This window comes from Anaerosalibacter massiliensis (genome assembly GCF_024623155.1).
GTDB classification, from domain to species: domain Bacteria; phylum Bacillota; class Clostridia; order Tissierellales; family Sporanaerobacteraceae; genus Anaerosalibacter; species Anaerosalibacter massiliensis.
Window position 1 is genome coordinate 314,947 of sequence record NZ_JANJZL010000003.1, and the last position, 14,542, is coordinate 329,488.

The following is a 14,542-nucleotide window of genomic DNA, read 5'->3' on the forward strand; positions in this document are numbered from 1 at the left end:
TATAGATATTCGGTATAAAATATAAAGAAAATTATTAAAGTATTTGTTAGATAGGAGTGATTAGATGTTTAAGGAATTTAAAGAATTTGCAGTAAAGGGCAGTGTATTAGACTTAGCAATAGGTGTAATAATTGGTGGTGCTTTTGGGAAAATTGTGTCCTCATTAGTTAATGATATTATTATGCCAATTATTGGAGGCATTATTGGAAGAGTTGATCTTACTAATTTTTTCATAAGTCTTGATGGGAAAAAATATGCTACATTGCAGGAAGCTAAAAATGCAGGGGCAGCTACTATAAATTATGGAATATTTTTAAATGTAATTATTGAGTTTTTAATAATTTCATTTTCTCTTTTCTTAGTAGTAAGACAAGCTAACAAATTAAGAAAGGATGAATTAGAGCCTATTACTTCAAAGGAATGTGAATTTTGTTTTCAGAAATACCTATAGAAGCTATAAGATGTCCTCATTGTACTTCTCAACTTATTGAAAAGGCAAAATAGAAGACATATTGGAAAGTCATTTTAATTAATAATTAATTGAAATGACTTTTATTATTTATATTTCATGAAATAATACTGTATATATGAGTATTACTGTTATAATGTAAGTATAAGATTGAAAATAAAATAACGTAGGGTTTTAGTTTGTAGAAGTTAAGAATATAAGGAGATGGTTTTGAAGTGTCAGTCAACAAATTTGTTGAGTTATTGAATATGGAACTAAGGGAAGGTTTAGGAAGTACAGAGCCAGCTAGTATTGGGCTTGCCTGTGCAAGAGCCAGTGAAATGATAGATGGAGAAGTGGAAAAAGTAGATTTAATTTTAAATATAGGTTTATTTAAAAATGCTCACAATGTTGTAATACCAAATACAAATAGATATGGAATCAAACTAGCTGCTAGCTTAGGAGCAGTACTTAAAAATCCAGAAAAAGAATTGATCATATTTGAAGATATAGATAAAAATGTAATAAAGAAGGCAGAAAACTTAATAATTAAGGATAAAATAAATGTAGATGTAAAATATATCAATAATTTATATATAAAAGCAAAAGTATATGGAAAAGATGAATGGACAGAGGTTTTGATAATTGATGATTATACAAATGTAGTGAAAGTTATGAAAAATGGGGAAGTAATATTTGATAAAAAAGAAGAAAAGGAAGAGACTATTATAGATATAACCAAAGTAACTGTTAGTGAAATAATAGAGGCAATGGATGAAATACCTATTGAAAAAATAAAATTTATTGAAAAAGGTATAGACATGAATATGTCACTAGCCAAAAAAGCAATAGATAGAAAATTAGGAATGGGTGTATCTTATGGTTTCAATACTCTTATTAAAAAAGGTATAATAAAAAATGATTTGATTAATCAGGTTTGTCTATATACAACAGCTGCATCAGATGCTAGAATGACTGGATTAGGAAAAAGTGCAATGACACTAATGGGAAGTGGAAATAAAGGAGTTCAAGCCATAGTTCCAGTAGTAATAACTGGGGAAAAGAAAAAAGTAGGAAATGAAAAAATAATAAGAGGAGTAGCTATATCTTGTCTTATTACAATATATATAAGGCAATGGGTAGGACTATTGTCACCACTATGTGGAGTAGTAATGGCAGCTATAGGTGCTAGTGCAGGTATTACTTATATACTAGGTGGGAATGTTGAAGAAATAGAGGGAGCAATTATAAATATGTGTGAAGGAGTAACAGGAATGGTATGTGATGAAGTGACAGAGGGTTGTAGTTTGAAAGTTAGGACTAGTACTGAGAATGCCATTATATCAGCATATCTTTCTATGGAAGGGGTAGTAGTAGGAACAAAAAATGAAATTGTTCCAGAAAAAGTTGAAGATATTATAGAAAATTTAACTCTATTGAGCTTATTAGGACTGACAAAAGTAGATGAGAGAACTTTGAAAGCTATTAGAGAACAATAAATATCATATAAAGGGGTGAACAATAAATGTATGGTCTAGTATTAGAAGGTGGAGGAGCAAAAGGTGCATATCATATAGGTGCATATAAAGCGATAAGAGAAATGGATATACAAATTGGAGGGGTAGCTGGTACGTCGGTTGGTGCTTTAAATGGAGCCGCAATAGTTCAAGATGAATTTGACAAAGCCTATGAATTATGGGAAAATATGTCTTACTCAAGAGTAATAGATGTAAATGATGAAGAAATACAAAAATTTAAAAAAGGTAAATTAGATATAGAAGATTTTAAAATTTTAGGAGAAAAAATAAAAGGCGTAATAGACGAAAAAGGAATAGACATAACACCTTTAAAAAGACTCTTAACTGAATTAATAGATGAAGAAAAAGTTAGAAATTCAGGTAAAGATTTTGGAATAGTCACAGTTTCTCTTACAGATTTAAAACCTTTGGAACTATATATTGAAGATATTCCAGAGGGAAAATTAGTCGAGTACTTGCTTGCTAGTGCATATTTACCTGTATTTAAAAAGGAGAAAATTGATGGAAAAAAATATATAGATGGAGCAATATATAATAATCTTCCTATAGAGCTTCTATCTAGTAAAGGCTATAAAGATTTAATAGCTATAAGAACTCATGGATCAGGAAGATTAAAGAAAATAGATATTAATGATTTAAATATAATTTATATATCTCCTAATGAAGACTTAGGAAGAACATTGGATTTTGACACTGAAGTAGCCAGAAAAAATTTGAAACTAGGTTATTATGATGGACTAAAAGCATTAAAAGGTTTAAAGGGATATAAATATTATATTGAGTCTGAAAAAGATGAAGACTATTTTTTGGATATGTTTTTAAATACAGAAGAAGAAAAAGTTTTAAGAATAGGAGAAATATTTGGAATTAAAGATATCCCTTATAGAAGAGCATTATTTGAATTTATAATTCCAAAGTTAAGTAATGTTTTAGGTATGGAAAAGGAAAATAGCTATCAGGAAATAGTTATAAGATTTCTGGAGGAGATGGCTATTTTATATGATATAGAAAAATTTAAGGTATATGATTATGATGAACTTTTAAATATAGTTAAAGAAAATCACAAAACTAGGGAAAAGACGGAAGGAGAAAACTTTCTCTACAAAATAGTTAATAAAGTGGACTTTCTTTCTCCATTTAATAAAGAAGATATAATAAAAAATATAGCAGATATAATTTTTTAGAGTTTTAAAAATAGTTTTTAATTAATAGTAATATAAAATATTAATTATATGAGTTAGAAAAGAAAAATATTAAAAGAAGTTAATACTTTTAAAGCTAAAAACTGAAAGTGAACATGAGTTTAGATATGTCAAAGAATCTATGAATATTAAACTGATATAATATTTCCATTTGACACAAAAATATAAAAAATGATATTATATAATGGATAATTTAAAATAAAAGCTAAGGTGCCTTTGTGGTTAAAAGGGAAAGTGGTGAAAATCTGCTACAGCCCCCGCTACTGTAAACGGTGACAAATTTCAGAGTCCACTAGCTATTATGCTGGGAAGGAGGAAGGAGGTTGAACCGTAAGTCAGGAAACCTGCCTGAGCTTAAAGCATTCTTTCGGAGGGAAAGAAAGTGCTTGTTTACTTAGTTCATAAACTGGGGAAATATTGAACTTTCTATAAAACAAGAGAACTTCGAGAGAAGTTCTCTTGTACTTTTTTGGAGGTGAAAATATGACAAGTATTATGGTTCAAGGTACAACTTCTTCAGCTGGGAAGAGCATTTTATGTACTGCTCTATGTAGAGTATTTAAGGAAGATGGCTATAATGTATTTCCCTTTAAAGCTCAAAATATGTCATCTAAGTCTTATAAAACTTCAGATGGACTTGAAATAAGTACAGCTCAAGTTCTACAGGCATTTGCTTCTCAACTGGAACCAAATCCAAATATGAATCCTATTCTTTTAAAACCTACAAGTGATAGAAAAAGTCAAGTATTTATAAAAGGAAAACTATATAAGAATATGGAGGCTGTAGAGTATTTCAAATTTAAAAATGGTTTAAAACCTATGATTAAAGAAACATTTGATGAAGCTGAAAATAGACATGATATAGTGGTTATAGAGGGTGCAGGAAGTCCTGCAGAAATAAATTTGAAAGAAAATGATATTGTAAATATGGGGATGGCTGAAATGGCAGATGCACCAGTGTTATTAGTAGCAGATATAGATAGAGGTGGAGTTTTTGCTTCTCTATATGGGACAGTAATGTTATTAGAAGAAGAAGAGAGAAAGAGGGTTAAAGGATTAGTTATTAACAAGTTTAGAGGTGACAAATCTCTTTTAGAACCAGGGATTGATATGATAGAAGAGCTGTTAAATATTCCTGTAGTTGGAACAATACCTTATGTACATTTAGAACTAGAAGATGAAGATAGTCTCTTAGAATATGAAAAGGAATGTAACAATGGAAAACAAGATATAAGGGAAATGGAAAAGGAAATAAAAAAAATAGCTAAAGTAGTAAGAGAGAATATGGATATAGATTATATTTATTCATTGATGAACAAAATGTAGGTGAAATAAATGTTAGATATTATAGTAGCAGTTGTTTTAGATTTTTTAATAGGGGACCCATATAGTTTTCCCCATCCAGTTAAGCTAATGGGAAATATAATTTCATTTGAAGACAAAACTATAAGAAAAGTATTTAAAAGTAAAAATGAAATTAAAATTGGCGGTTTTTTAATAGCTTTGTTTAATATATTTATAGCTTTTTTTATTCCTTTCATGTTGTTAAAAGGAATAAAAAAATACAGTGTTTTATACCATATTATAAACATCTATCTAATATATACATGTATTGCAGCTAGGTGCTTACATAAAGAAGCTATGAAGGTATACAATGCTTTTAATAATGGTATAGAAGATGCTAGAAAAAAGATTTCTTATATTGTAGGAAGAGATACTAAGAATTTAAGTGAAGAGGAAATTATAAAAGCAGATATAGAAACTGTAGCGGAAAATACTTCTGATGGAGTTATTGCACCATTATTCTATATATTTATTTTAGGAGCTCCAGGAGGACTAATGTATAAAATGATAAACACTATGGACTCTATGTTAGGATATACTAATGAAAAATATATAGATTTAGGATATTTTCCAGCTAAAATAGATGATTTATTTAATTATATTCCAGCAAGACTATCAGGAGTATTAATGTGTATTTCTTCTATATTTAGATATGATGTAAAGAATGGATTTAAGATAATGATAAGAGATAGAAAAAATCATAAAAGTCCTAATAGTGCTTATCCAGAAGGGGCTGTAGCAGGACTTTTGAATATACAGCTTGGCGGAAGCAATTATTATTTTGGGAAATTAATAGAAAAGCCAACTATTGGAGATGAAAATAAAGTTATAGAAAAAGAAGATATAAAAAATACTGTTGAAATAATGTACAGAGGAGAGTTACTTTTATTAGTCATATATACAATTATTAATTTAATTTAAGGAGGAGGAAAAAAATGGAACATGGTGGAGATTTAATTAGCTATGCTGATTATTATCAAGGAGAACTTATAGATTTTAGTAGCAATATAAATCCATTAGGTCCTCCTAAGGGATTAAATGAATTACTTATGGATTCTTTCAATACTCTTGCAAGTTATCCAGATATCCAATATAGGTATCTAAAGAAAAGTATATCTAAATATTTAAAATGCAATGAGAAAAATGTAGTTGTGGGCAATGGAGCTGTTGAAATAATAAATAATATAATTCATTTATTTAAAAGGGTAATTGTATTCATTCCTTCTTTCTCAGAATATGAGAGTAGGGCTAAGGTTTTTGGAAAGGAAATCTTAAAGATAAACTATTTAGAAGATTTTTCTTTAGATTTAAAAAAACTAAAAGAAAATATGAAAAAAGGGGACTTGTTGATATTAGGAAATCCCAATAATCCTACTGGTCTTAGAATTAAAAAAGAAGAACTAATTAAAACTTATGAAATAGTAGAAAATAAAGGTGGTTTTTTACTTTTAGATGAAGCATTTTTTGAGTTTTGTCCAGAGGATTATGATAGTATAGAGATTTTTAGAGATGAAAAGTTTAAAAAGGTGGGAATTATAAGGGCTGCAACTAAGTTCTTTGCTCTTCCAGGAATAAGATTGGGATATGCTTGTATTCCAGATAATATGATAGAAGAATATAAAAAGATAGAACTTCCTTGGAGTGTTAATGCTTTAGCTGATTGTGCAGGAAGATATATATTTAGTTCCAAAGATTATATAGTTAAGAGCAAAGATTATATAAATCAAGAAAGAAAATTCCTATTAGATGAACTTTCAAAAATAAATGGAATAAAAGTATATACTACCCACACGAATTATATACTTATACAACTTTTAAAATGGGATGAAGAATTTGTATTTCATAAGTTTCTTAAAGATGGATTAGTTATAAGAAAATGTTCTAGTTTTGATGGTTTAGGTGAAAATCATATTCGAGTAGCTATTAAGGATAGGGATAAAAACCTAAGACTTATTGAATCTTTTAAAAAAACTGGAGAGGATATAGTATGAAAATGATAATGGTTACAGCACCTTCTAGTGGCAGTGGGAAAACTTTAGTAACATTAGGTATTATTAGAGCATTGAAAAAAAAAGGAATGAATATATGTGGATATAAAACAGGCCCAGATTATATAGATACAAAATTTTTGGGAAAGGCTTCAGGCAAGAGACCAGGAAATTTAGATATCCATCTTATGGGAGTGGATGGAATAAAAAAAGCTATTGCAATGGGGGAAGGAGAGTATGCAGTAGTAGAAGGAGCTATGGGATACTTTGATGGAATATACAATACTTTTGAAAATTCATCTTTTCAAATTTCAAACAAATTAGATATAAATTCTATACTAGTATATACCCCTAAAGGAGAGATGTTTTCTGCAATTCCCAAAATAAAGGGTATGGTAGATTTTGAAGGCTCTAAGATTAAAGGAGTTATTCTAAATAAAGTAAACAAAAGTATGTACATGCTACTTAAAAGTCAAATAGAGAAATATATAGGAATAAAGGTCTTAGGTTTTATAGAAGAAGACAAGGCTTTAGAAATAGAAAGCAGACATTTAGGACTAATTCAAACTGAAGAATTAGAAAATATTGAGCATACTATAGAAAAAGCTTCTACAATTATAGAGGAAAATATAGATATAGAGGAAATTATAAAACTTATGAAAGAAGTAAAAACGCCTAGATTTATCTATCCTGAAAAAAGAAATATCAAAATAGCTATAGCTTATGACAAAGCCTTTTCTTTCTACTATATGGAGAATTTAAAACTTTTAGAAAAAACCTGTAATGTAGAATATTTTTCTCCACTAGAAGATGAAAAATTGCCAATTTGTGATTTAGTATATATAGGTGGAGGATATCCAGAAATTTTCAAAGATGAGCTTTCAAAAAATAAAAGTATGCTAATATCTATAAGGGATTTTGTAGAAAAGGATGGATATATTTATGGAGAATCTGGTGGGTTTTTATATCTCTTAGAAAACATAGAGGGTAGCAAAATGTGCAATGTACTTAAAGGTAATGGTACTATGACAGATAAACTTGAGAGATTTGGATATATAAACGTAGAACTTTTGAAGGATTGTGTACTAGGAAGAAAAGGAGATATTTTAACTGGTCATGAATTTCATAAAACCACTGTAGATATAGATGATGAGGATATATATAATATTACAAAGCCAATGAGCAAGAAAACTTGGAGATGTGGCCATACATATAAAAATGTATTAGGAGGATACCCACATATAAATTTTTTAGGTAATATGGAATCTTTCAATTGGCTAATGGATAAGGTGGAAAACAGTAGAGAAAGGTAGGTATATAAATGTATATTAAAAAACCTATGGATATAGAAAATAAAAGTATGGATATTATAGAAGAAGTAATGGAAGATACTAATTTTTCTTTTGAAGAAAAGGTTATTGTTAAAAGAATGATTCATACTACTGGAGATTTTGATTATAAGAATATAGTAGAGTTTAAAGGTGATTTTTTAAATAATGCTATAGAAGGAATTAAAGGTGGAGGAATTATATATACAGATACTAAAATGGCTTATTCAGGAATAAATAAAAATGCACTATCTAAAACAAATTGCAATTTAAAGTATTTTATAGATGATGAAAGAGCAAGAAAACTTTCAAAAGAATTAAGAACAACAAGATCTGCTTGTGCCATAGATTTAGCAGTATCTGAAGGCATAGACATGTTTGCTATAGGAAATGCTCCTACTGCACTTTTTAGACTTTTAGAACTTGTAGATGAAGGAAAGGTTAGTCCTAAGTTTATAATAGGAGTACCAGTAGGATTTGTAGGGGCTAAGGAATCAAGGGAAGAGTTAAGGAAGTATAATATACCATCTATATCTACTGTAGGTACAAAAGGTGGTAGCAATGTAGCCGCTTCAATTGTAAACGCTCTTTTATACATGGTGGTAGGAAGATGAATGATGGAGAAATGTATGTAATTAGAGAAGGTAAAAAATTAAGATGTGGTTATACTACAGGAAGTTGTGCTGCTGGAGCAGCTAAAGGAGCAGCTTTTCTTCTTGAAGAAAAAGAATTATCTTTTGTAGAAATAGGTACTCCTGCAGGAATAGAATTGAAGCTCGAAATAAAAAACCCACAAATAGAAAATGAATGGGCATCTTGTTGTATTGTGAAAGATGCTGGAGATGACCCAGATGTAACTGATGGAATGGATATATATGCTAAAGTGAGAAAGAGAAAAGATGGGAAAGTTTTCATAGATGGAGGAGAAGGGATAGGCAGAATAAAAAGAAAAGGACTATTTGGCGAAATAGGATCAGCAGCTATAAATCCAATACCTAGAAAAATGATAGAAAAAGAGATTAGAACTGTCTCAGATTCTGGTTATGATGTAATAATATATGCTCCCATGGGAAAAAAAATTGCTAAAAAAACTTACAACAAAAATATAGGAGTAGAAGGCGGTATTTCTATTATAGGTACAAAAGGTATAGTATATCCTATGTCAGAAGATGCCCTTATAAAGACTATCTATCTTGAGGCAGATGCAGTAATGGAAAAAGAAGGAAAGGATAATATAATTTTAGTACCAGGAAATTATGGAGAAAAAATAGCAGATTCTCTTAATTTTAAAGGTGGAAAAGTAAAGATTTCTAATTATATAGGCGATAGCATTCTTTATATGTACAACAAGGGTTTTAAATCTATGACTCTTATAGGACATATAGGTAAATTTGCTAAATTATCTATAGGAGTATTTAATACTCATAGCAAGGTTTGTGATGGAAGAATGGAGGCTTTCATATATTATTTAGCTTTAAGAGGGGCAGATATGAAAGTTATTGAAAGAATAAAAAATGCAATAACAGCTGAAGAAGCTCTAAACATTTGCATAGAAGAAGGTTATAGCGAAGTAGTCTATGATATGGAAAGTGGATGTGAAGAGAGAATTAAAAAGTATTTAAAAGATGAAAATTATTCAGTAGATGTAATTATATATTCTATGGAAAGAGGTGCTTTTATTTGATAACAGTAGCTGGCATAGGGCCAGGAAATCCAAAACTTATTACAGAAGAGGTAAAAGAGGCTATAATAGATGCCGAATCTGTAATAGCATTTGGAAGAGTTTCTGAATCACTTAAAGATTTAAGAAAGGACTATATAAAAGTAAAAAGTGTAAATGAAATATTAAATATTTTGTCTGAAAAGGAAAATGTACTAATATTAGCTTCTGGTGATCCTTGTTTCTATGGTATATTAGAATATTTAAAGAAGAAAGATGTAAATATAGATAATGTGCTTCCAGGAATATCTTCTTTTCAGTACATGATGGGAAGGCTAAAGAAAAGCTGGAATAGAGCGAGTTTTTTGTCTCTTCATGGTAGGTATAATAAGTTGGAAAATGTAAATAATAGCCCTCTTACAATAATACTTACAGATAAAAATAATACTCCATCAAAAATATCAAAGTCTCTTCATAAATTAGGGTTAAAAGGGAAGATATATGCAGGATTTAATTTATCCTATAGCGATGAAAAAATTGTTTTAGTTAATATAGGAGATGATATAGAAGACATATCTTCTTTAGCAGTGGTGGTGGTAGAAAATGAGATGGATTAGAGATGAGGAATTTATAAGAGGAAATATTCCTATGACTAAATTTGATATAAGAGTTTTGGCTGTAGCTTTTCTTTCTATAGAAGAGGGAGATGTATTTTTAGATATAGGAGCAGGAACTGGTTCTATATCTATAGAGGGAGCCCTTCAAGGAGCAAAGGTTTGTGCGGTGGAAAGGGAAAAAGAAGGAATAGAACTAATTAAAAAGAATAAAAATAAGTTTAATGTAGATATAAAAATAGTTGAGGGACAGGCTCCAGATTGTATACCATCTTTAAAATTTAACAAATGTTTTATAGGTGGAAGTGGTGGTAGATTAAGTTATATATTTGAATATTTAGAAGAAAATCTAGAAAGTGAAGGTGTAGTTTGTGCCAATTTTATTACATTAAAAAATTTAAATGAGTTTATAGAGCTATTGGAGAAATATAACTATAGGAATATTGAAACAAAGCTTATTCAATCAGCTCAAACAAATAAAATAGGTCTTATAAAAGGGAATAATCCAATATTTTTAGTAAAGGGTGTGAAAAGGTGAAAAAATTATTTGGAGTAGGGACAGGTCCAGGAGATAAGGAATATTTAACATTGAAAGCAGTAAAGGCTATGGAAAATGCAGATGTAATATTTGCTCCTAATAATAATGGAAAAAACATGGCATTAGATACAGCTAAAGATTTTATTGAAGAGAAGAAAATAGTCTTAATAGATTTTCCTATGGGAAAAGTTAAGAAAAAAGATTATAAAAAAGCGGCAGAGTTAATCAAAAAAGAAATTTCAGATGGAAAATCAGGAGTATTTTTAACTATAGGTGATCCTATGATTTATAGTACCTTTATATATTTGATGGAGAATATAGAAGAGTTGGGAGTAGAAGTAGAAGTAGTTCCTGGTATAACTTCCTTTTTAGCAGGAGCTGCAAAAATAAAAATTCCTATTACTGTAAAAGGGGATAGATTTTTATTAGTTGATGATATAGTAGATGAGGATGTATTAGCAGAAACTGATTCTATATGTATTTTAAAAACTACTAAAAATAAAGAAGATGTTATAAATTTACTTGAAAAAAATAGATTTTCTTATACCTATATTAAAAGATGTAGCCTTGAAGGAGAAAAGGTATTGAAAAATAAAGAGGAAATACTAGAAGATAAAGATTATATATCATTCATACTTGGAAGGAGGAAGGAAAATGATTAGTTTTGTAGGGGCAGGACCAGGAGATGTTGATTTAATAACTATTAAAGGAAGAAAACTTCTGGAAAGAGCAGATATTGTTATATATGCAGGAAGTTTAGTATCTAAAGAACATTTGAGTTTCTGTAAAAAAGGATGCAAATTTTATAATAGTGCATCTATGACTTTAGAAGAAGTAATAAATATAATGGAAGATGGAATAAATAAAGGTTTGAATATAGTAAGGCTCCATACGGGAGATCCAACTATATACGGTGCTATAAAAGAACAAATGGATATTTTAGATGAGAAGAAAATTTCCTATGAGGTAATTCCTGGTGTTAGCTCTTTTACTGCGGCTTGTTCAGCTATAAAAAAAGAGTTTACTCTTCCAGAAGTAAGTCAAACAGTTATTCTTACTAGAATAGAAGGCAGGACTAGTGTGCCAGAAAATGAAGATTTAGAAAAATTAGCTTCTTATGGTGCTTCTATGGCTATATTTCTTTCAGTACAACAGATAGACAATGTAGTAGAAAAGTTAAAAGACGGATATAAGAGAGAAAATGTGCCAATTGCGGTAGTTTATAAGGCTACTTGGGAAGATGAAAAGATAGTTTTAGGTACATTAGAGAATATTAGTGAAAAAGTTAAAGAGGAAGGAATTAAAAAAACTGCTCAAATACTTGTAGGAGATTTTATATCAGGAGATTATGAAAGATCAAAGCTTTATAATCCAGAATTTACCCATGAGTATAGGAGAGCATCTAAATGAAAGTAGCCTGTTTATCATTTACAGACAGTGGCAGAGAAATAGGTGAACGATTATATAATTATAAAGGCAAAGATATTCAAATTGTCCATTATGTAAATTCTAATATTGAAGGTGGTATTAAGAGTATTATTAAAGATATCGTAGAAAATTATGATGGTATAATTTTTATTTCTGCTACAGGAATAGCAGTTAGAATGATAAGCCCATATATAATAGATAAGACTGTAGATCCAGCAATAATAGTAGTTGATGATTTAGGAAGATTTTCTATAAGTTTATTATCTGGGCATATAGGCAGAGGAAATTTCCTATGTAAGCAGGTAGCTAGTATATTAGGAGCAAGGCCAGTCATAACAACTGCTTCAGACAATAGGGGAATAGAAGCTATAGATGCATTTAGCATGAAAATGGATTATTTCATGGAAGATATGGAGTCTATAAAGGATATTACAGCAATGATGGTAAATGGGAAAAAAATTGGCTTTTATTCTGAAGACGAAAAAATTATTTCGTATGACAATATAGTAGTTATAAATAAATTTGAAGATATAGAAGATGTTAAAGATGAGGTAGATGGTTTTATACTAATAACTTCTGTTAAAAGTATAGATTTAGATACTCCTCATACTATTTTAAGACCTAAAAACTTAAATATAGGAATAGGCTGTAGAAAAGGTGTTGAAGAAGGTAGAATAGTTGAATCTGTACTGAATATTTTAAATAAAAATAATCTTTCTGAAAGGTCAATAAAATCTATTGGAACAGTAGAAATAAAAAAGTATGAAAGTGGAATTATAGAAACTAGCAAATATTTTAACTGTCCTCTCAATATTTTTACTATAGATGAGATAGAAAAAGTGGAAGATAAATTTGGAAAAAGTGATTTTGTTAAAAAAACCATAGGTGTTTTTTCTGTAAGTGAGCCCTGTGCATATCTTTCAGGAGGAGAAATAATAGTAGAAAAAACTAGATGCAATGGTATTACAATAGCAATATCGAAGGAGGAGAACCATGGCTAAATTATATGTGATAGGAATAGGTCCGGGGAGAAGAGAAAATATGACTTTAAGAGCTATAAACGCTTTAATAAAGTCTGAAGTAATAGTAGGATACACCCCTTATATAGAATACTTAGAAGAACTTGTAGAGGGAAAAGAAATAATATCTACAGGAATGAAGGGAGAAATAGAAAGATGTAAACTAGCTATTGAATCCGTAAGGGAAGGGAAAAATACTTCTATTGTAAGCACAGGTGATGCAGGCCTTTATGGAATGGCAGGCCCTATTTTAGAATTGGCAAAAGATATAGAGGTAGAAATTGTACCAGGAGTAACAGCAGCTTTTTCTGCGGCAGGTGAATTAGGTTCTCCTATTATGCATGACTTTTGCTCTATTAGCTTAAGTGATCTTCTAACCCCTTGGAGCTTAATAGAGAAGAGAATTGAAAATGCAGCTGCAGCAGATTTTGTTATAACTATATATAATCCTAGAAGTAAAGGCAGAAAAAAACATATTGAAAAAGCAGTAGAAATAATGCTTAAATATAAATCACCTTCTACACCTGTAGGAATTGTTAAAAATTCAGGAAGAGATGGACAAGAACAGATTATTACAACTTTAGGTAATATAGACTATAAAAAAATAGACATGCTTTGTGTATTGATAATAGGAAATAGTATGACCTATATAGAAAACGATCATATGATAACGCCCAGGGGGTATGATCTTTGATATGGATAATAGGGGGAACTAGTGAAGCTAGAGAACTTATAGATAATATAGAAGATATAGAAGATTTTATTATAACTAGTGCAACAGAGAGTGAAAGACAATTTATAAATTCATCTAAATTAGTAGTAGGAAGAATGGCTTTAGATAAAATGCTCCAATTTATAGAAGATAAAAATATAAATCTTATAATAGATCTTTCCCATCCTTATGCAAAAGTGGTAAGTAAAAATGCAAAGGAAGCCTCTAAGACTAAAAATATAAAATATATTAGATATATTAGATGTAAGACAAATATACCTTCTTGGGCAGTATATTTAAAAGATTATAGTGAATGTATATCTTATTTAAGAACTATTTCTGGAAATGTATTTTTTACTACAGGTTCTAAAAATATAGGAGATTTTGAGAAAGTAAGAGGAAAAAACAGATTTGTATATAGAATATTGCCAGCCTTAGAAAGTATAGAAGAATGTAAAAAATATAATATTCATATGAAAGACATTGTAGCTATTCTAGGTCCTTTTTCCAAGGAATTTAATAAGGCCATGTTTAGGGAATATACTGCGGATTATGTAGTTATGAAAGATAGTGGCAAAAAGGGTGGAGTATTGGAACGTATAGAAGCTTGCAAGGAGCTTGGCATAACCCCAGTAGTTATAGGAAGGTATGAAGAGGAAGGAATAGAAAGTTTAGAGGAAATAGAAAGATTTATTAGAAATTATAATATGAAAGGAGAATAGT

General features: G+C 29.6%; 16 protein-coding genes and 1 riboswitch. All 16 genes read left to right on the forward strand.

From position 1 onward, the window contains the following. Positions 1-64: 64 nt before the first annotated feature. Positions 65-451 (forward strand): large conductance mechanosensitive channel protein MscL, encoded by a 387-nt coding sequence (mscL, locus tag NSA23_RS06895; RefSeq protein WP_306419578.1) that lies wholly within the window; start codon positions 65-67, stop codon positions 449-451. 233 nt (positions 452-684) lie between these two features. Beyond that, positions 685-1,947, forward strand: a complete 1,263-nt coding sequence (locus NSA23_RS06900; RefSeq protein ID WP_042680604.1) for an L-cysteine desulfidase family protein — start codon at positions 685-687, stop codon at positions 1,945-1,947. A gap of 26 nt (positions 1,948-1,973) precedes the next feature. Then, positions 1,974-3,170: a patatin-like phospholipase family protein gene (locus NSA23_RS06905; RefSeq protein WP_042680606.1), complete on the forward strand. Its 1,197-nt coding sequence runs from the start codon at positions 1,974-1,976 to the stop codon at positions 3,168-3,170. A 209-nt stretch (positions 3,171-3,379) separates the two neighbouring features. Beyond that, positions 3,380-3,554: riboswitch (cobalamin riboswitch) on the forward strand. Positions 3,555-3,671: 117 nt separating this feature from the next. Then, entirely contained in the window at positions 3,672-4,514 is an 843-nt protein-coding gene (locus NSA23_RS06910) for a cobyric acid synthase (protein ID WP_042680608.1), read from the forward strand. 9 nt (positions 4,515-4,523) lie between these two features. Beyond that, positions 4,524-5,453 carry an adenosylcobinamide-phosphate synthase CbiB gene (cbiB, locus tag NSA23_RS06915; RefSeq protein WP_042680610.1) on the forward strand — a complete coding sequence of 310 codons (930 nt, stop codon included), beginning with the start codon at positions 4,524-4,526 and terminating at the stop codon, positions 5,451-5,453. Between the two features lie 14 nt (positions 5,454-5,467). Then, positions 5,468-6,523: a pyridoxal phosphate-dependent aminotransferase gene (locus NSA23_RS06920; RefSeq protein WP_042680612.1), complete on the forward strand. Its 1,056-nt coding sequence runs from the start codon at positions 5,468-5,470 to the stop codon at positions 6,521-6,523. Further along, entirely contained in the window at positions 6,520-7,833 is a 1,314-nt protein-coding gene (locus NSA23_RS06925; protein ID WP_042680613.1) for a cobyrinic acid a,c-diamide synthase CobB, read from the forward strand. The genes NSA23_RS06920 and NSA23_RS06925 overlap by 4 nt, the downstream gene beginning before the upstream one ends. An 8-nt stretch (positions 7,834-7,841) precedes the next feature. Then, on the forward strand, positions 7,842-8,462 hold the full coding sequence (locus tag NSA23_RS06930) for a precorrin-8X methylmutase (protein ID WP_042680616.1): 621 nt from the start codon (positions 7,842-7,844) through the stop codon (positions 8,460-8,462). Then, positions 8,459-9,532, forward strand: a complete 1,074-nt coding sequence (gene cbiD / locus NSA23_RS06935) for a cobalt-precorrin-5B (C(1))-methyltransferase CbiD (protein WP_042680619.1) — start codon at positions 8,459-8,461, stop codon at positions 9,530-9,532. Before NSA23_RS06930 ends, cbiD begins: the two co-directional genes overlap by 4 nt. Beyond that, a complete protein-coding gene (gene cbiE, locus NSA23_RS06940) occupies positions 9,529-10,125 on the forward strand; it encodes a precorrin-6y C5,15-methyltransferase (decarboxylating) subunit CbiE (RefSeq protein WP_042680621.1) in 597 nt (198 codons plus the stop codon). The genes cbiD and cbiE overlap by 4 nt, the downstream gene beginning before the upstream one ends. Then, positions 10,112-10,660, forward strand: a complete 549-nt coding sequence (cbiT, locus tag NSA23_RS06945; protein WP_042680623.1) for a precorrin-6Y C5,15-methyltransferase (decarboxylating) subunit CbiT — start codon at positions 10,112-10,114, stop codon at positions 10,658-10,660. The genes cbiE and cbiT overlap by 14 nt, the downstream gene beginning before the upstream one ends. Further along, positions 10,657-11,322, forward strand: coding sequence for a precorrin-2 C(20)-methyltransferase (cobI, locus tag NSA23_RS06950; RefSeq protein ID WP_042680628.1), 666 nt, complete (start codon positions 10,657-10,659; stop codon positions 11,320-11,322). The genes cbiT and cobI overlap by 4 nt, the downstream gene beginning before the upstream one ends. After that, on the forward strand, positions 11,315-12,070 hold the full coding sequence (gene cobM, locus NSA23_RS06955) for a precorrin-4 C(11)-methyltransferase (protein ID WP_042680630.1): 756 nt from the start codon (positions 11,315-11,317) through the stop codon (positions 12,068-12,070). The genes cobI and cobM overlap by 8 nt, the downstream gene beginning before the upstream one ends. Then, complete coding sequence (cbiG, locus tag NSA23_RS06960; RefSeq protein ID WP_042680632.1) at positions 12,067-13,089, forward strand: cobalt-precorrin 5A hydrolase; 1,023 nt, start codon at positions 12,067-12,069, stop codon at positions 13,087-13,089. Before cobM ends, cbiG begins: the two co-directional genes overlap by 4 nt. Continuing rightward, entirely contained in the window at positions 13,082-13,801 is a 720-nt protein-coding gene (gene cobJ / locus NSA23_RS06965) for a precorrin-3B C(17)-methyltransferase (protein WP_042680634.1), read from the forward strand. Before cbiG ends, cobJ begins: the two co-directional genes overlap by 8 nt. Beyond that, complete coding sequence (cobK, locus tag NSA23_RS06970; RefSeq protein ID WP_042680636.1) at positions 13,798-14,541, forward strand: precorrin-6A reductase; 744 nt, start codon at positions 13,798-13,800, stop codon at positions 14,539-14,541. The genes cobJ and cobK overlap by 4 nt, the downstream gene beginning before the upstream one ends. The last annotated feature ends 1 nt before the right edge of the window (position 14,542 follow it).